This window comes from Streptomyces sp. NPDC005551 (assembly GCF_042871785.1).
GTDB lineage: Bacteria > Actinomycetota > Actinomycetes > Streptomycetales > Streptomycetaceae > Streptomyces.
Window position 1 is genome coordinate 39121 of record NZ_JBIAJE010000014.1, and the last position, 16874, is coordinate 55994.

General features: G+C 72.5%; 17 protein-coding genes and 1 pseudogene. 8 read left to right on the top strand and 10 right to left on the bottom strand.

Features of this window, described 5'->3' with window-relative positions; genetic code table 11:
• Positions 1 to 73: 73 nt before the first annotated feature.
• Positions 74 to 466: an ankyrin repeat domain-containing protein gene (locus ACFYP4_RS31230; protein WP_358852642.1), complete on the bottom strand. Its 393-nt coding sequence runs from the start codon at positions 464 to 466 to the stop codon at positions 74 to 76.
• Between the two features lie 334 nt (positions 467 to 800).
• On the opposite strand from ACFYP4_RS31230, the gene ACFYP4_RS31235 reads away from it, so the two are divergent.
• Positions 801 to 995 carry a hypothetical protein gene (locus ACFYP4_RS31235; RefSeq protein ID WP_358852643.1) on the top strand — a complete coding sequence of 65 codons (195 nt, stop codon included), beginning with the start codon at positions 801 to 803 and terminating at the stop codon, positions 993 to 995.
• Positions 996 to 1032: 37 nt separating this feature from the next.
• The gene (locus tag ACFYP4_RS31240) at positions 1033 to 2700 is read left to right on the top strand and encodes a hypothetical protein (protein ID WP_358852644.1); all 1668 of its coding nucleotides are present in this window, start codon (positions 1033 to 1035) and stop codon (positions 2698 to 2700) included.
• 98 nt (positions 2701 to 2798) lie between these two features.
• Here the strand turns inward: ACFYP4_RS31240 and ACFYP4_RS31245 are convergent, their stop codons facing one another.
• Positions 2799 to 4298 carry a PLP-dependent aminotransferase family protein gene (locus ACFYP4_RS31245; protein WP_358852645.1) on the bottom strand — a complete coding sequence of 500 codons (1500 nt, stop codon included), beginning with the start codon at positions 4296 to 4298 and terminating at the stop codon, positions 2799 to 2801.
• A 104-nt stretch (positions 4299 to 4402) separates the two neighbouring features.
• Here ACFYP4_RS31245 and ACFYP4_RS31250 point away from each other — a divergent pair, with 104 nt between their 5' ends.
• The 3 genes and pseudogenes from ACFYP4_RS31250 to ACFYP4_RS31260 all read left to right on the top strand — a co-directional run bounded on the left by ACFYP4_RS31250 (position 4403) and on the right by ACFYP4_RS31260 (position 5880).
• On the top strand, positions 4403 to 5062 hold the full coding sequence (locus ACFYP4_RS31250) for a YitT family protein (protein WP_388790025.1): 660 nt from the start codon (positions 4403 to 4405) through the stop codon (positions 5060 to 5062).
• 96 nt (positions 5063 to 5158) lie between these two features.
• Positions 5159 to 5347, top strand: a pseudogene (locus ACFYP4_RS31255) (MFS transporter); the annotation flags it as partial.
• A gap of 158 nt (positions 5348 to 5505) precedes the next feature.
• Positions 5506 to 5880 carry an RNA polymerase-binding protein RbpA gene (locus tag ACFYP4_RS31260; RefSeq protein WP_003977404.1) on the top strand — a complete coding sequence of 125 codons (375 nt, stop codon included), beginning with the start codon at positions 5506 to 5508 and terminating at the stop codon, positions 5878 to 5880.
• A 152-nt stretch (positions 5881 to 6032) separates the two neighbouring features.
• Here ACFYP4_RS31260 and fxsA read toward each other — a convergent pair whose 3' ends face one another.
• The 4 genes from fxsA to ACFYP4_RS31280 form a co-directional block, all read right to left on the bottom strand.
• On the bottom strand, positions 6033 to 6599 hold the full coding sequence (fxsA, locus tag ACFYP4_RS31265) for an FxsA family membrane protein (protein WP_388790028.1): 567 nt from the start codon (positions 6597 to 6599) through the stop codon (positions 6033 to 6035).
• 73 nt (positions 6600 to 6672) lie between these two features.
• Complete coding sequence (locus ACFYP4_RS31270; protein WP_358852648.1) at positions 6673 to 7464, bottom strand: polyprenol monophosphomannose synthase; 792 nt, start codon at positions 7462 to 7464, stop codon at positions 6673 to 6675.
• Positions 7465 to 8039: 575 nt separating this feature from the next.
• Positions 8040 to 9662: an amidohydrolase gene (locus ACFYP4_RS31275; RefSeq protein WP_358852649.1), complete on the bottom strand. Its 1623-nt coding sequence runs from the start codon at positions 9660 to 9662 to the stop codon at positions 8040 to 8042.
• 67 nt (positions 9663 to 9729) lie between these two features.
• On the bottom strand, positions 9730 to 10170 hold the full coding sequence (locus ACFYP4_RS31280; protein WP_358852650.1) for an Lrp/AsnC family transcriptional regulator: 441 nt from the start codon (positions 10168 to 10170) through the stop codon (positions 9730 to 9732).
• Between the two features lie 263 nt (positions 10171 to 10433).
• Between ACFYP4_RS31280 and ACFYP4_RS31285 the strand changes: the two genes are divergently transcribed.
• Positions 10434 to 10871 carry a hypothetical protein gene (locus tag ACFYP4_RS31285; RefSeq protein ID WP_358852651.1) on the top strand — a complete coding sequence of 146 codons (438 nt, stop codon included), beginning with the start codon at positions 10434 to 10436 and terminating at the stop codon, positions 10869 to 10871.
• Between the two features lie 184 nt (positions 10872 to 11055).
• Positions 11056 to 11325: a hypothetical protein gene (locus ACFYP4_RS31290; RefSeq protein ID WP_388790033.1), complete on the top strand. Its 270-nt coding sequence runs from the start codon at positions 11056 to 11058 to the stop codon at positions 11323 to 11325.
• On the opposite strand, the gene ACFYP4_RS31295 is transcribed toward ACFYP4_RS31290, so the two are convergent.
• On the bottom strand, positions 11288 to 12460 hold the full coding sequence (locus tag ACFYP4_RS31295; protein WP_388790036.1) for an acyl-CoA dehydrogenase family protein: 1173 nt from the start codon (positions 12458 to 12460) through the stop codon (positions 11288 to 11290). The two genes, ACFYP4_RS31290 and ACFYP4_RS31295, sit on opposite strands and share 38 nt — an antisense overlap.
• Positions 12461 to 12837: 377 nt before the next feature.
• Between ACFYP4_RS31295 and ACFYP4_RS31300 the strand changes: the two genes are divergently transcribed.
• Positions 12838 to 14097, top strand: coding sequence for a glycoside hydrolase family 18 protein (locus ACFYP4_RS31300; protein ID WP_358852654.1), 1260 nt, complete (start codon positions 12838 to 12840; stop codon positions 14095 to 14097).
• Positions 14098 to 14148: 51 nt separating this feature from the next.
• Here ACFYP4_RS31300 and ACFYP4_RS31305 read toward each other — a convergent pair whose 3' ends face one another.
• The 3 genes from ACFYP4_RS31305 to ACFYP4_RS31315 form a co-directional block, all read right to left on the bottom strand.
• On the bottom strand, positions 14149 to 14844 hold the full coding sequence (locus ACFYP4_RS31305) for a helix-turn-helix domain-containing protein (protein WP_358852655.1): 696 nt from the start codon (positions 14842 to 14844) through the stop codon (positions 14149 to 14151).
• A gap of 166 nt (positions 14845 to 15010) precedes the next feature.
• Positions 15011 to 15157, bottom strand: a complete 147-nt coding sequence (locus ACFYP4_RS31310) for an SCO1431 family membrane protein (protein ID WP_358852656.1) — start codon at positions 15155 to 15157, stop codon at positions 15011 to 15013.
• Between the two features lie 270 nt (positions 15158 to 15427).
• The gene (locus tag ACFYP4_RS31315) at positions 15428 to 16780 is read right to left on the bottom strand and encodes a peptidase C39 family protein (RefSeq protein WP_388790040.1); all 1353 of its coding nucleotides are present in this window, start codon (positions 16778 to 16780) and stop codon (positions 15428 to 15430) included.
• Between the last annotated feature and the right edge of the window lie 94 nt (positions 16781 to 16874).

The following is a 16874-nucleotide window of genomic DNA, read 5'->3' on the forward strand; positions in this document are numbered from 1 at the left end:
CCGCGACCGCATTTCCGGCGGCCCCGTACCGCCTCCCCCGTTTTTTGTTTTCTGCCTGGTCAGAGCGTAGAGATCAGTGCGCGCCGAACAACTGGAGCAGTTCAGTCCGGGCGAACATCCGGGCGGTGTCGACCGCCGACGGCGTGCCCGCGGCGGGATCGGCGCCGGCGTCGAGGAGCACCCGGATCACGGCTTCCTCGCCCTTGAAGACGGCTCCGGCGAGGGGGGTCTGTCCCCGGTCGTTGATCCGGTCGGCCTCCGCCCCGCGCTCAAGCAGGGCGCGCACCGCGTCCGCGTGGCCGTGATAGGCGGCGAGCATCACGAGGGTGTCGCCGCGGTCGTTGGTGAGGTCGGCGGGGACGCCCGCGTCGACGTACGACACGAGCGCCTCGGTCTCGCCGCGGCGCGCCAGATCGAAGATCTTGGTCGCCAGCTCCACGACCTCGGGGTCGGGGGCTTCACTCATCGGCCGGACCGCCTCTCACTACGACTGTTTCGGGACTGCGGGAGCTTACGGCAGCGCGCGCCGCCGTCGTGCCGGGAGGGTACGACGGCGGGCGGCGCGGCCGTACGGGTGAATCGCCAGCGTACTGGCTCCGGCAGCACATGAGCGGTGCCGTCCGAGGCAAAGATCACCCCGGACACCGCCGGACGCGTCAGCGCACCTCGGGTGGCTCCGGCGGCTCGGCCGTCCGGGGGAAATCTGGGGAATTTCACTCAGTTGCACCTTTTATCGTATGGATACATGCTGTGAGCCTGGAAGAACTCATGGTGACTGTCCCCACAACCAGGAGCCAAAAATGATTTTGTCCATCTCCGGTGTCGTCCTCCTCGGGATCATCGTCTTCCTCTTCTTCCGCAAGGACGGCCTCAAGGCGTCGCACGCCATGGTCTCCGCGCTCTTCGGCTTCTACCTCGCCAGCACGGCCCTCGCGCCGAGCATCAAGGCGGGCGGCGAGAGCCTGGCGGGCCTCCTCGGCGGCATCAGGTTCTGACGCCCCTCCCCTACGCACGCACGATCAGGAGACAGCAGTGGCGCGGCGCCCTCTTCCCCGCATTCTGAGCAACGGCAGCGCACAGATCGCCCGGAGCCGGGAGCTGGCCCGGACGGCGGCCGACAGCGCCACCGACGTCCTCCACCCGCTGATCACGATCACTCGTGGACTGCGCCGGCTGGCGGGAGCCGGGCGGCGCAGGTGGGCCGAGACACCGAAGGACCGGCGCGGGCCGCTCCTGTTCCTGGTCGCCTCGGTGGTCCTGGTCGTGGCTCTCGTGCCGTACGGGCCGCTGCTGGCCGTCGCCACGGTGATGGCGGCAGCGGCCTGGAAGGGCCGCGAACCGCGGTCGTCGGAGCCCGACGGCCCCGACGAACCGCAGACCAAGCGCCTTCAGTCGCTGTACGAGGCGCTCGTCCCGTACTTCTCCGCGGCGGAGGACCCCGCTCCCCTGTACGCCCACGGCGGCGAGTGGGAGCAGGCCTTCCCGTCGTACGAGTTCGACGGCACCGGCCGCGTCTCGCGGCTGCTCGTCCGCTATCCGGCGTACTTCACCGACGGTGAGGCGGAGTCCCGCGCCCGCATCGAGCAGCTGCTGCACACCAAGTCGGGCCGCGGCCGCGAGTACCACTTCGTCTGGGACGAGGAGGGCAACGAACTGTCGGTCTCGGTACTGTCCCCGCTGCCCACCGACATCGCCGCCCAGCGCTTCGTCACGGCACCCGGCGAGACCGTCCTCGGTTTCACCGACCCGGGCGACGTCCCCCGTACGCTCCCCCTCACCCACGGCGAGGAGCAGCGCGACGTTCCCCCCGTCGTGTGGCGCACGGGCGTCCGCTCGACGGAGCCGCACCTGCTGGTCGTGGGCGAGCCGGGGAGCGGCACGACCACGCTGCTGCGTTCGATCGCGCTGCAGGCGCTCCAGCACGGCGACGTCCTGATCGTCGAGGGCGGCGGGACCGGCGAGTTCGCCTGCCTGGCCGGCCGCAACGGCGTGCTGGCCGTCGAGTGCGGCCTGACCGGCGCGTGCACCAGCCTGGAATGGGCGGCGCACGAGACGGAGCGCCGGCTCGCCGCCGCGAACCGTGCGCGGCAGGCCGGCCGTCCCGCGCCGGACGACATCAGGCGTCCGCTCTGGATCCTCGTGGACCGTCCCAGCACGCTCGGTCCGCCGGCCGCCGCCGACGGCCGCGAGGATCCCCAGTCGCTGCTCCAGGTTCCGCTCCGGCACGGGCGCGCGGCCAATGTCACGGTCGTGGTGGCCGACCAGTTCGACAGCCTCGACGCCCTCTCCGACGCGGTGCGCCGGCACACCCGGGCGCGCGTGGTCCTCGGCCCGGCGTCCGCCTCGCAGCTCCAGGCGGTCCTGGGGGTGCCCCCGCACACCACGCCCACTCCGGACACGCCGGCCGGGCGGGGTTACGCCCGGCTGGGTTCTGGACCGGTCCACCGCCTCCAGGTCCCGGCCACCCCGGACCCGTACGACGACGCGACGAGCGAGGCCCATCGCCGCGCGGTGCTCGACCTGCTCCCGGAACACACGTCTCCGGTCGGTCCCGAGCACGTGGTTCCGGTGGAGGCGGAGGTGGAGATGGACAAGGAGCTGCAGAAGGACCTGGAGAAGAAGCCCGTGGGGAAGGCGGAGCCCCGCTCCGTCCCGGTGCGGGAGCCCATGACGACCGAGGTCGCCGCCGCGGAGAGCTGAAGGTCCCGGACCGGAGCACACGTCCGGGGCGCACTCCGGAGCACACGCCGGAGTCGGCCGTGCGCCGGCCGGCCCGGGACGGACGTCCCGGGCCGGGACTACGCCACGAAGGTGCGCGGTGCGTCCGACCCGGTGCTCGCGCCCGTCTCCACCAGCCGGGCCGCCGCGGCCAGCCGCGCCGCCGCCTCTTCGGCGACCGCGCCCGCCACCGTGAACGGCAGCCGCACATACCCCTCGAAGGCACCGTCCACCCCGAAGCGCGGCCCCGAGGGGACCCGCACCCCGACCCGCTCCCCCGCCTCGGCGATCCGCGAGCCCGACAGGCCTCCGGTGCGCACCCACAGTGTGAGTCCCCCGCGGGGGACGGAGAACTCCCATTCGGGCAGCTCCCGGCGGACGGCGGAGACCAGCGCGTCGCGGTTCTCCCTGGCCTGCTGCCGGCGCACCTCCACGGCCTGCTCCCAGCCGCCGGTGCTGAGCAGCCAGTTCACCGCGAGCTGCTCCACGACGGGTGTCCCCAGATCGGCGTACGCGCGCGCGGAGACCAGGCTGCGGATGACGTCGGGGGCCGCCCGCACCCAGCCGATGCGCATGCCGGCCCAGAACGCCTTGCTGGCCGATCCGACCGTGATCACCGTCGACCCGGCCGGGTCGAACCCGCAGACGGGGCGCGGCATGTCGACGTCCGCGTCCAGGTGCAGTTCGTTCATCGTCTCGTCGACGACGAGCACGGTCCCCGCGGAACGCGCCGCGTCCACCAGCCGGCGCCGCTGGTCCTCGTCGGCCAGGGCACCGGTCGGATTGTGGAAGTCGGCGACCACGTACGCCAGCCGGGGCGCGGCCTCCCGCAGCACCTGCCGCCAGCGGTCCAGGTCCCACCCCGCGAGCCCCTCGGCCATGGCGACCGGCACCAGCCGGGCGCCGGCCTCCCGCATCAGCTGCAGGATGTTGGCGTACGAGGGCGACTCGACGGCGATACGTTCACCGCGTCCCGCGAACAGATGGCAGATCGCGTCGATGGCACCCATCGCGCCGGTGGTCACCATGATCTGTTCGGGCATGGTGGGGATGCCGCGCGCCGTGTACCGCTCGGCGAGCATCGAGCGCAGCGCGGGCAGCCCCGCCGGATAGTCGCCGTGGGTGTGCGCGTACGGCGGCAACTCCTCCAGGGCGCCCTGCACGGCGCGGGTCAGCCACGGTTCGGGCGCGGGCAGTGCCGCCGTGCCGAGGTCGATCATGGAGCCCAGCGCCTCGGGCGGCAGCGGCTCGAGGCCGCGGGCGGGCAGCGGGTTCCCCGCCGGCACCGAGGTCCAGCTGCCCGCGCCCCGCCGGGACTCCAGGAACCCTTCGCCGCGCAGCGCCTCGTACGCGGCGGCGACCGTGGTACGGCTGACCGACAGGGCCAGCGCGAGCTCGCGCTCGGCGGGCAGCCGGGCGGCGACCGGCACCCGGCCCTCTAGCACGAGCAGCCGGATGCCGTCGGCGAGCGCGCGGTAGGCCGGGGGGCGGCGGGTGCCGGGTCCGGCGGGGCGCTCCTGCTGGGAGGTGAGCAGCCGGGCGAGCTGTGCCGCCCCCACCGCCGAAGTCCACTGCGCCATGATTCCAGTCCACCTTCCCCGAATTGGCCATGGATGACGTCTGTTACCAAGCCACAGAGTGTCATGCGTCAGGCCACTGCGACCACACGGGAGTTCCGTTGTCCATGCGTTCCGAGGCGGGGCGACGGCTCCCGGGCCGACTCGTCCGGCTGTACGCCGGCCTCGCGCTGTACGGCGCCAGCTCCGCGCTGCTCGTGAAGTCGGGTCTCGGGCTGGAGCCGTGGAACGTGCTGCACCAGGGCCTGGCCGAGCTGACCGGGCTGACCATCGGGGTGGTGTCGATCGTCGTCGGGGCGGGCGTCCTGCTGCTGTGGATACCGCTGCGCCAGCGGCCCGGGCTCGGCACGGTCTCCAACGTCTTCGTGGTCGGCATCGCCATGGACGGCACCCTCGCCCTGGTACCCGACGCGCACGGTACGGCCGTCCGGATCGCGCTCCTCGGCGCGGGCATCGTGCTCAACGGGACGGCGACGGGCCTGTACATCACGGCGGGCTTCGGCGCCGGTCCGCGGGACGGCCTGATGACGGGCCTGCACCGGCGCACCGGCCGCTCGATCCGCCTGATGCGCACCGGCGTCGAGGTGACCGTTGTCGCCACCGGCTTCGCCCTCGGGGGAACCGTCGGCGTCGGCACCGTCCTGTACGCGCTGGCCATCGGCCCGCTCGCCCAGCTCTTCCTGCGCGTCTTCGCCGCCGCGCCCACGCCGCCCGCCGGCACGGTCGTTGCCGCGGGTGGACCGGAGGGCGCGGCACTGCCCCGGTGAGCACGCGCCCACGTCACCCCTGCCGCCACTGAGGACGAGGCCGACCAGGGACGGTGCGCGATCCGGCCCGGCCCGTCGGTCAGCGCCGACCCTGGCGCCTTCTTCGTCGTCGGGTTCGTGCTGCTCGCACGGGTCGCGTTACGACGGGCCGTACGCGACGCGGGCAACCCCGAACCCCCAGGATTTAGCGCGCAACGCCAAAGGCCGGTAGTGTACGCCTTTGGCCTGCCTGGCGTACCGTTACTGCGCGTCAAAGACGACGAAACGCGGGGTCACATCTGTTGATAGATGTGACAAACCGGGTGCTGGTGGGTACAACAAGGGGCGGCTACGACGGCGACGCATGACCCCCAACGGGAATCTTTACCGCCGACCGGACGTTGACCGGATGACGACGACAGCGACACCTGTCCTGTGGGCGACAAGCCCGGGAGGCACGATTCATGAGTGAGCGAGCTCTTCGCGGCACGCGCCTCGTGGTGACCAGCTACGAGACGGACCGCGGCATCGACCTGGCCCCGCGCCAGGCCGTGGAGTACGCATGCGAGAAGGGGCACCGGTTTGAGATGCCCTTCTCGGTCGAGGCGGAGATCCCGCCCGAGTGGGAGTGCAAGGTCTGCGGGGCCCAGGCACTCCTGGTGGACGGCGACGGCCCTGAGGAAAAGAAGGCCAAGCCCGCGCGTACGCACTGGGACATGCTGATGGAGCGGCGTACCCGAGAGGAACTCGAAGAGGTCCTCGAGGAGCGCCTGGCCGTTCTGCGCTCAGGCGCGATGAACATCGCGGTACATCCGCGGGACAGCCGCAAGTCCGCGTAATCCCTCCGGGGTTGGGCGGCATACCGACACACACGCACGACGACCGCGGGCACCGTACGTTCTGTACGGTGCCCGCGGTCGTCGCGCGCTCCGCACTCGCCCGTGCGCTCCGGCCGGGCAGCGAGGCCCGGCCGGAGCGTACGGGGCGCTGCTCAGCGGCCGAGCGGCGGCGTCGGTCCCTGTTCCCGCGGGCCCTCGTCCCTGATGACCTCGCCCTGGACGACTTTTCCGTCGGGGCGGTGCATCCGGGACTGCTGGAAGGCGTCCTGGAAATTACCCGGGACGGTCGCGCGGATCCTGCGGTCGACGGCGCGCTCGGTGTGGGCGCTGACGGCCTTCTGGACCGGAGGGAGCAGCAGGAGGAGTCCCAGGACGTCGGAGACCAGGCCCGGGAGCATCAGCAGCAGACCGCCGAGCATCATCGGGCCGTTGCCCCGGGTGCTGCCGCCGGTGGGCGGCACACCACTCTGCTGCTGTTGCAGCGTCTCGCTGAGATTACGGAAGGCCCGGCGCCCGGCCCGCTTGATCACCACACCACCGAGCACGAACCCGGCGACGACCAGCAGCAGGACCGCGCCGCCGCCCGCCACGCCCGCGACCACGGTCAGCAGCCAGATCTCCAGCACCAGCCAGGCGGCGAGGCCGAGCGGCAGGAACGTACGCAGCCGGGAGCGCCGGGGCCGGACGGGGTGCGCGGGGGTCGGAACGCCAGTCGTCATGCACCCAGTGTGCCCGGGCCCGGCTCAGCACGGGATAAGGGAAGGATCAGCCGAACCTGTGCGCCGGTGCCGCTCAGAGGGCCTTGCGGCCCAGGACCTTGCCGACGCGCTCCCGCACGCCCCAGCTGGTGACCCGCCACAGGGCCTCCACGAGGATGTCGCGGCTCATCTTGGAGTCGCCCAGTTCCCGCTCGACGAAGGTGATGGGCACCTCGACGACGTGATAGCCGGCCTTCACGGCGCGACGGGCGAGGTCGACCTGGAAGCAGTAACCCTGCGAGGCCACTTCGCCCAGACCGAGGCCCTTCAGGGTCCCGGCCCGGAAGGCGCGGTAGCCACCGGTGACGTCCCGGATCGGCACGTCGAGCAGGACCCGGGAGTAGAGGCTGCCGCCGCGCGAGATGAACTCACGGGACTTGGGCCAGTTCACGACCCGGCCGCCCGGCACCCAGCGGGAGCCGAGCACGAGGTCGGCCCCCTTGAGGGCGGTCAGCAGCCGGGGCAGTTCCTCGGGCTGGTGAGAGCCGTCGGCGTCCATCTCGATGAGTACGTCGTAGCCGTGCTCCATGCCCCAGCGAAAGCCCGCGAGGTAGGCGGCGCCGAGGCCCTCCTTGCCCTTGCGGTGCAGCACCTGGACGCGCTCGTCGCCCACGGCCAGCTCGTCGGCGAGTTTGCCCGTGCCGTCGGGGCTGTTGTCGTCGGCCACGAGAACGTGCGCATCGGGCACGGCGGTCCGCACCCGGTCGACGATCTTCTTGATGTTCTCCGCCTCGTTGTAGGTCGGAATGATCACCAAGGCCTTCCCGAGGGGGCCGAACTGTCTCCCCTGGGCTCCTGCCGCGAGGGTCCCGTCGCCGTCGTTCACCACTGCCCCTTCATGTCCGTACGCAGGGGACCACCATAGTGGCCGCGGCCTGCGTTGCCGTGTCGGCACGTACGCGTACGGGGTGTCCGTCCCCGCCCGAGCCGTGCGGGCGCGGCGCCGGCCCGCTGCCGGACGGCGAACCCTGCGGATCGGGGCCCGGCGCCCTTCGGGCCGACCAGGGACCCGCTGGCTGCGGGTCGACCGAAAGCCGTTGTCTACTGAACGTCCGGGCCCCACCCGGGTCGCACCTTCCCCCGCGCTCCTGCGGAGCGGGGAGGGACCCATCCGGCCGGAACGTTCCCCCGCCCCGTGGCGCGGGCGCTGGACCTGGCACCCGGTGGTGGTGTGCCGGTGCGGCACACCATCCCTGACCCAGCGGCGCTGCGGCGACTGAGTGAAGTTCCCCGGTCGGACGTCCGGTGGTGGACCCGGCCGAACCTACCCGCCCTTCGCCGCCGACTGTCAACACCCCTCTGACCTGCGACTATTCGGCCAACGGCCTGTTCAGTGCCGAGGATGCGCAGGTCGCGCCGCGCGGCGGCCCGCACCGGCCGGGGCGGCGCCGTCCCGGGACATCACTCGTCCGGCCGTACGAATACCGTCCGGCCGCCGACCACCGTGCGCAGGCAGACCGGGAGGTCCGCGCCGGGGGTCAGGTCCGGCAGCCCCGGCGTGCCGGAGCGGGGGTCGGTGGACCAGCGCGCGACGCGGTCGTCGGGGGCCTGGACGATCAGGTCCTCGGTGCGCCACACGGCGTAGTCCGCGGGAGCCCCGGGGACCAGGACACCCGCGTCGTCCCGTCCGACGGCCCGCCACCCGCCGCGTGTGTGCGCCGTGAACGCGGCGCGTACCGAGATCCGGTGCGCGGGGGTCCGGTGGAAGGCGGCGGCACGGACGGTGCCCCACGGGTCGAGGGGGGTCACCGGGCTGTCGGACCCGAAGGCGAGCGGGACGCCGGCCCGCAGCAGGGCCGCGTACGGATTGAGCGTGCGGGCCCGTTCGGCGCCGAGGCGCCGGGCGTACATGCCGTCCTCGCCGCCCCACAGCGCGTCGAAGGCCGGCTGCACCGAGGCGGTGAGCCCGAGCTCGGCGAAGGCGGCGATGGTGTGCGGAGTGAGCATCTCGGCGTGTTCGACCCGGTGGCGGGCTGCGCGCACGCGGGAGAGGCCGACCTTCTCGGCGGCGGCGCGCACCCCGTCGACGACGGCGGTCACGGCGGCGTCCCCGATGGCGTGGAAACCGGCCTGGAGGCCCGCCTCGGTGCACGCGATCACGTGGGCGGCGACGGCACCGGCATCGAGGTAGGCCGTGCCGGTGTGCCCGGCGTCGGCGTACGGCCGGTGCAGACAGGCGGTGTGCGAGCCGAGCGCCCCGTCGACGAAGAGGTCGCCGGCGGCGCCGACCGCGCCCAGGGCACGCGCCCTGGCGATGCCCTCCTCGCCCGCCTCGGCCCAGTAGCCCACGACGCGGGGGCCCGCCTCCGCGCCGGCGAGACGCAGCAGCCCGGTGAGGTCTTCCTCGGAGGAGATCTCGGGTCCCGCGCACTCGTGCACGGAGCCGATGCCGAGGGAGGCGGCGTGGGCGAGCGCGGCGCGCTGCGCCTCGGTGCGCTGGGCGGCGGTCACGGCAGCGAACGCGGCGGCGCGCACGGCGTGATGGGCGTCGCGGGTGAGCGGGCCGTCCGCGTACCCGGCGCGTCCGGTGATGCCCGGCACGAGGTCGAGGAGGGCGGTGCTGACGACGGCGGAGTGGACGTCGATGCGGGAGAGGTAGAGCGGGCGTCCGCCGCTCGCCTCGTCGAGTTCGGCGCGGGCCGGGGGCCGTCCGTCGGGCCAGCGGGCCGCGTCCCAGCCGTGGCCGAGCAGGACCCGGTCGGCGGGTCGGGCGGCTGCGAACTCGCGGACGAGGGCGAGGGCCGCGTCCAGGGAGGGGGCGCCGGACAGGTCGAGGCCGGTGAGGGCGAGCCCGGTGGCGGTGGTGTGGACGTGCGCGTCGGTGAACGCGGGCGTCACGAGGGCACCTTGGAGGTCCACGACCTCGTCGACCCCGCTCGCGAAGGCGTCGGCCGCGCCCTCGGAGCCGACCCAGGCGATCTGCCCGCGTTCGACGACCATCGCGGTGGCGAAGGGATCGGCGGGGCTGTGGACTTCGCCACCGCGCAGCAGCACGGTGTCCGTCGGGGCGGTGCTCTCACTCATGAGGGACAGTCTCGCTGCTTCGGGCAGCCGGTCCGCGCGCGGGGGCGGGGACAAGGAGCGGGCGCCGTCAGATCCGGGGCGGCCTTGCCTCGTACGGCGTCGAGAGCACCACCGTGGTGCGGGTGGAGACGCCCGCGAGGGAGCGCACGCGGGCGAGCAGCTCCTCCAGCTCGTGCGGGGTCGGGACGCGCACCTTGAGGATGTAGTTCTCGTCGCCGGCGACGCTGTGGCAGGCCTCGATCTCGGGGACGTCGGCGAGCCGTTCCGCGATGTCGTCCGGGGCGCTGGGGTCGAACGGTTTCACCGAGATGAAGGCGGTGATGGGCAGCCCGACGGCTTCGGGGTCGACGACGGCCGCGTAGCCGCGGATCACACCGCGCTGCTCCAGCCGGCGCACCCTCTGGTGCACGGCCGACGTGGACAGGCCCGTGGCCTTGCCCAGGTCGGTGTAGCTCATCCGCCCGTCCTCGACGAGCAGCTGCACGATCCGTCGATCCAGGTCCTCCATGCCGCAGAACCTACAGGGCCCTTGATCCCGGCGGATACCTCAGCGGCCCAGGTCATTCCCGGTTCGTGATGTGACCGGTGCGGCCGGTGCGCCGCCCGAAAGGAACCCGCCGGGCCGGGCATCCGTGAAGGGCGTGTGACGAACGCCACAGATCCGCGGCAGGGTCCGTGATGTTCTCGTGATTACCTCGCAGGCCTGGCGGGAAGTGCTTGCTGTGGTCGAGGTCGCAGCGCCTTGTCGGCCCACCCGAGGGGGAGAAACCCATGCAGAGTCTCAAGCGCCCTGGACGTACCACGCCCAAGAGGCAGCAGCAGGTCCTGGAACCCGAGCCGGAGGGCGTCGAACCGGACGTCCTGGACGGCGAGGAGTTCGACGCGTACGACACCTTCGAGATGTACCGGGTGATCTGCCCGGACTGCGCACAGCCCATCGCGCTCCTGGCGGACGAGGAGATCCTGCCGGAGCACGCGCTGTGCGCCTCTCCGTGGAACCCCTTCGGGCTCACGGCCTGTGCCGGTACGGGCCGGGCGGCTGCCGACGCGCGGCCCGCCGACGAGTCGACGGAGCCCCAGGAGCAGGACACCGCACTGCTGCTGACGCTCCCCCAGGGACTCGACTGGCGCAAGCAGCCGTTCTCGCACGTCGGCGGACCGGGCTCGCGCCCCATGAGGGTCCCCGGCATGCGGCGTCACGCCGCCTGAGCCGCTTCTCGTAGTCGTCCCGCACCACGGCCCGCGGGGTCGGGCCGTGGTGCGGGTTCGGTGTGTCCGGTGCCCGGTGCCGCCTGAGGCGGGACCCGCCGGCACCCCCGTACGGGCTCAGCGCGAACTCAAGCCCGAATTCCCGTGCCGGTTACCTGTGCGCCCGTGCGCGCGTTGCCCTGGTATGACCCCTACTTTCCCGGCCACCGGGCGTCGGCGCCGCATCTACGTCCCGCCGCCGGCGGCACCGGTGCCCCCGGGGCCTTCCCAGTACCAGGACCCGCCCATCTACCGTGCGCTGATCCGGACCTGGGCCGACCGCGGCCGTACGCTGCCGGGGCAGCACGACCCGGAGTGGGCGCGGCTGGCGGCGCCCCCGGCGGGCCTGAGCCAGTTCGGTACGGGCCGGGATCCGTTCAGCGTGACTCCGGACCCGCGAGGTGACGGGCGATGACCATGCGCTGGATCTGATTGGTGCCCTCGACGATCTGGAGCACCTTGGCCTCGCGCATGTAGCGCTCGGCCGGGAAGTCGGCGGTGTAGCCGTACCCGCCGAGGACCTGCACGGCGTCCGTGGTGACCTTCATCGCGGCGTCCGTGCAGAGCAGTTTGGCCATGGCCGCCTGCTTGGCGAACGGCCGACCGGCGTCGCGCAGGCGGGCGGCGGCCAGGTAGAGCGCCCGGCCCGCCTCGATCTGGGTCGCCATGTCGGCGAGCATGAAGCGCAGCCCCTGGAAGTCCGAGACCGGCCGTCCGAACTGCTGCCGCCCGGTGGCGTACGCGACGGCCTCGTCCAGTGCCGCCTGGGCCACGCCGACGGCGCAGGCCGCGATGCCGAGCCGACCGGAGTCGAGCGCGGAGAGGGCGATCGCGAAGCCCTGTCCCTCGTCGCCGATGCGCCGGTCGTCGCCGACCCGGACGCCGTCGAAGTGGACCTGGGCGGTGGGCGAGCCCTTCATGCCCATCTTCTTCTCGGGCAGCGCGGCACTCAGCCCCTCGGCGTCGCCGGGCACGAGGAACGCGGAGATGCCCCGGGCGCCCTCGCCGCCGGTGCGCGCCAGCACGGTGTAGAAGTCGGCGATCCCGCCGTGCGTGATCCAGGCCTTGGTGCCCGTGATCACCCAGTCGTCGCCGTCCCGGACGGCCTTGGTCCGCAGGGAAGCGGCGTCGGACCCGGAGGAGGGTTCGGAGAGGCAGTAGGCGCCGAGGAGGCCGCCGCCGAGCATGGCGGGCAGATGCTCGGTCCGCTGCTCCTTGGTGCCGTAGTTCGCGAGCGCGTGGCAGGCGAGGGTGTGGACGCTGACGCCGAGGCCGACGGTGAGGCGGGCCGCGGCGAGCTCCTCGAGGATCTGGAGGTAGACCTCGTACGGCTGGTCGCCCCCGCCGTGCTCGGCGTCGTAGGGCAGTCCGAGCAGGCCCGATTCCGAGAGGAGTCCGAACACGTGGCGCGGGAACCGGCCGGCGTCCTCCTCCTCGGCCGCCCCGGGCGCGATCTCACGGTGCGCGATGTCGCGGACGAGCGAGATCAGATCCCGGGCCTCGTCCGTGGGCAGTTGCCGGTCCACCGGCTGCGGGGCGCGGTCGGGCATGTCGACGCTCTCCTCCCTGTCGGGCACAGCGGCGGACGCACGCCTGGGATGGGGCGGATCCACCGGGTCTCACAGTGCCCAGCCGATGCTGCCCGTCCGGGTCGCGGAAGGTGCTGATCAGCGGCTGTGGCGCTGTGAGTATGCCCGATCGGAGGCACCGAGTCACCAGTTAACGACCGCTTACTAAAAGACAGGGGAATTGGTCCGAACCATTGACGCACTGGTCTAGTCCTCCTACTGTTCCCGCAACGCGTTACCGCGTTCATGCCAAACGGTACGAGGAGGTCGGCGACCGGACGTCCCCGCGGCGGCCCAGGCCCGCCCGCAGGTCCGGCAGCACGGCCCCCACACGTTCCCCTCCCCCACGAGGAGCAACGATGTTCAGACCGCACCGCACCCGCGCCCGCTTCCGGGCGCTTCTGTCCGCCGCGTGTTGCGCCGCCCTCGGCGCCGGACTGCTCGCCGGCGCGGGCGCCGCGGCCGCCGGCGAGTCCGCTACCGCCACGACCGCCGGGCAGAGCACCGCCGCGGCGGCCGGCTCCAAGGTCGTCGGCTACTTCACCGAATGGGGCGTGTACGACCGGAACTACCACGTCAAGAACATCGAGACGTCCGGCTCGGCCGCCAAGCTGACCCACATCAACTACGCGTTCGGCAACGTCACCGGCGGCAAGTGCGCCATGGGCGACGCGTACGCGGCGACGGACAAGGCGTACACCGCCGCCCAGTCCGTCGACGGCGTCGCCGACACCTGGGACCAGCCGCTGCGCGGCAACTTCAACCAGCTGCGCAAGCTCAAGAAGCTGCACCCGAACCTCAAGGTCCTGTGGTCCTTCGGCGGCTGGACCTGGTCGGGCGGCTTCACCGAGGCCGCCAGGAACCCGGCCGCCTTCGCGCAGTCCTGCTACGACCTGGTCGAGAACTCCAAGTGGGCCGATGTCTTCGACGGCATCGACATCGACTGGGAGTACCCCAACGCCTGCGGCCTCAGCTGCGACACCAGCGGCAGGGCGGCCTACAAGAACCTGATGGCGGCGCTGCGCGCGAAGTTCGGCAGCGGCAGCCTCCTCACCTCGGCGATCCCGGCCGACGCCACCAGCGGCGGCAAGATCGACGCGGCCGACTACGCGGGCGCCGCCCAGTACGTCGACTGGTACAACCCGATGACGTACGACTTCTTCGGCGCCTGGGACGCGACCGGTCCCACGGCTCCGCACTCCCCGCTCACCTCCTACCCCGGGATCCCGAAGGCGGGCTATCACACCTCCGCGACGATCGCGAAGCTCAAGGGCCTCGGCGTCCCGGCCGCCAAGCTGCTGCTCGGCATCGGCTTCTACGGACGCGGCTGGACCGGAGTCACCCAGTCGGCCCCGGGCGGCTCGGCCACCGGCCCGGCGGCGGGGACGTACGAGCAGGGCATCGACGACTACAAGGTGCTCAAGGCGAAGTGCCCGGCGACCGGCACGGTCGGCGGCACGGCGTACGCGAAGTGCGGCAGCAACTGGTGGAGTTACGACACCCCGTCGACCATCGCCGGGAAGATGAACTACAAGAACGCGCAGGGACTCGGAGGCACCTTCTTCTGGGAGCTGAGCGGAGACACCTCGAACGGTGAGCTGATCAGGGCGATCAACTGACCGGTCGGGCACAGAACTCGGGGCGGGGGTCCGGCGGCTCCCGCCCCTTGGTCAGCCGTCCCGGCGGGCGGCGGCGGGTGCCACGTACGAGGGGTCGAGTTCCTCGACGGCCCGCAACGCCCCGCCCAGCATCTTCACCAGCAGTTCGCGCATGGTGTCGCGGGTCAGGTCCTGCCGGTCGATCCAGTCCAGGGTGGCCCCCTCGACGCTGCACAGCCAGGCGAGCAGCGCCGCCCGGGGCAGGGGCCGGACCCGCTGCCGGCCTGCACCGCTCCCGGCCCGGTCCGTGCGGGCGGGGCCCCAGGCTCCCTCGGCGATCGTCGTGATGATCGCCTCGCGGACACCGTCCCGGATGGCCTGCACCTCGGAGTCGAAACCGACCCCGCCGCTGATGATCGTGCGGTACGCGGCCTGGTGGTGCTCGGCGAAGCGGAGGTAGCCGTCGACCGTGCGGTGCACGCGTTGCTCGGGTGGCAGGCCGAGACCGTCGGCCGCGCGCGCTGTCAGATCGGCCACCGCGTCCTCGACGATCGCCAGGTAGTAGCCGCGCTTGGACTGGAAGTAGTAGTAGATCAGCCCTTTCGCGACCTGCGCCTGCTTGGCGATGTCGTCCATCGACAGCGCGTCGTAGGACCGGTCGGCGAACAACTTCCGGCCGACGGCGATGAGTTCGGCGCGACGTGCCACGGAACGGTCGGTGCCGCGCGTGCGTGGGCGGTCGAGGCCGCGCTGTCCGCTGCTGTTCAATGTCGGCCCCTGGTCTCCAACTGCCGGCGGGACATCGGCAGTATGGCAGACCCCTGTCACCTGCCTGTTCGACTCGGATCGACAACTCCATCGCCCTGCGCGGGCGTTGGGCTCAGCGCTGCACGACAGGCGTGGACCGGCTCGGCTCAGCGCCGGCCGGCCCGGGTCACAGCAGGCCGAGCTGGGCGACCAGCATGGCCAGGACCACGACGAGGGTCCAGCCGAGGGCGTGCTCGAGGATCTTCGGCCCGTCTTCCCCGGGGCCGCCGGTGCGGGCGCGGACAGGGGCCGTGGTGGCGGAGGTCGCGGTCATGGCTTCTCGCTCACGTAGTGCTGAGTGGATCCCCGCCCCGCCGGCTCCCCGCCGACCCGACCACCTTGCCACCGGACCGGCTCCTCGCGGTAGAGAGCTTGGTCACGCGAACGCACCGGCGAGGTCCGAAAGGCCCGGGATTCCACCACGGCGCGCGGGGCTGTGCTTCTCCTCACACCACCACGGCCGACCCGTCCGGGCAGCAACGACGGCGGGGGGCCGCCGTCGAGCGGGCGGCCCCCACGGTGGTCAAGGGGGCCGCCGCAGGCGCTAGCGGACGCCCACCGCCGCCAGTGCCTTGCGCTGACGCGCGGAGGGGTGCGCCGGGAAGTACAGGTAGCAGACGCCGCCGGTGCCGGAAACCACCTTCCCGGACGCGTTGTAGCGCTTCGTACGGAGCCAGATGTTCTCGAACTCCCTCCGGTCGTAGACGCGGCGCACCGCGTCGTCGCTCGGCGAGGCGGGATCGTTGGCGATCACGTCGCCGTCGGCGGTGAAGCCGATGACCGTCATCAGATGGCCCGAGGTTCCGTAGCCCGCGCCGGTCAGCTCCGTCTTGAGGAACGACTGGGACGTTATGGCCGGGATGCCGGCGGCGATCAGCGTCTCCAGGTCGGTGAGGGAGCCGAGGCGGGTCACCACACCCTGGAGGTCCTTGTACGTCGCCGCGTAGGCGGCGTTGAAGGGCCAGTTGCCGCAACCGTCGTACTGGTAGTCGAACGTGAAGCGGGCCGCGTGGCACACCTGCGGGTCCGCGTAGGACGGGTCCACCCAGGCGAGCTGCTCCGCCGTGGGCCCGCGTCCCCAGTACTCGATGATCATCTGCGAGGACGTGGGGCTGCACCAGGCCTCGCCGCCGTTGTCGTACTGCGGGTACTGGCCCGCGTGGATCTCCTGCGAGTACCGCGGGACCCGCAGCTCCCGGGCGACGCCGGGCGTGGAGGCCGGGACGGTGAAGCGGTCGGGGACGTCGGAGCCCATCGCGCCGGCCCGCCAGACGGTGGGCGTGTGCTGCGTGCCGGGGGTCCGGTACAGCGTCAGCCGCAGCCGGTAGGAGACCAGGCGCAGGCCGGAGGCGGTGTCGTCGACGGCGAACGTGTCCGTCCAGATGCTGCTCCTGCCGTCGCTCTGGCCGTCGACCGAGGTCCGCCTGATGTCCTGGTCGCCGGCGGCCCAGCGGCCCATCACGTACCAGGGGGTGTCCGTGCCGTCGGAGTACGTCCCCGTCAGCTCGATCTGGAGCCAGGTGCCGGCCGGGGTGTGCGCGTTCCAGGACGCGATGACCTCGGTGGCCGGGACGGTGAGCCGGTGGACCGGGGAGGTCCAGGTCGCGTACTCCCAGGCGGCGGTCCTCCCGGTGTGCGGGTCGGTGTAGTCGGTGGTGCCGGCCGGGGTGGCGATCACCAGCCCCGGACGGGCGCCGGCGACCGCACGGGTGCCCCGGGCGGCGCCCGAGCGCCAGTCGGGGTACGAGGTCCAGGCGTGGAGGTCCACGAGGCTGTTCGGGGCTTTCGCTGAGCGCGGCGGAGCGGCGGCGGCCGCCGGTCCCGCTGCCCCGGCGGCCGCCGCTGCGACGGCTGCGGCGAGGACGGTTCTGCGGGACGGTTCGGAAGCTCTGGTCATGGGTGGGTGACCCCCAGTTGTCCGGAACGGGCGGTTCAACAGCACGGCTGTGGCCCAACTATGGATGCCGGGGGCCGGCTTCTGCCAGCACTTC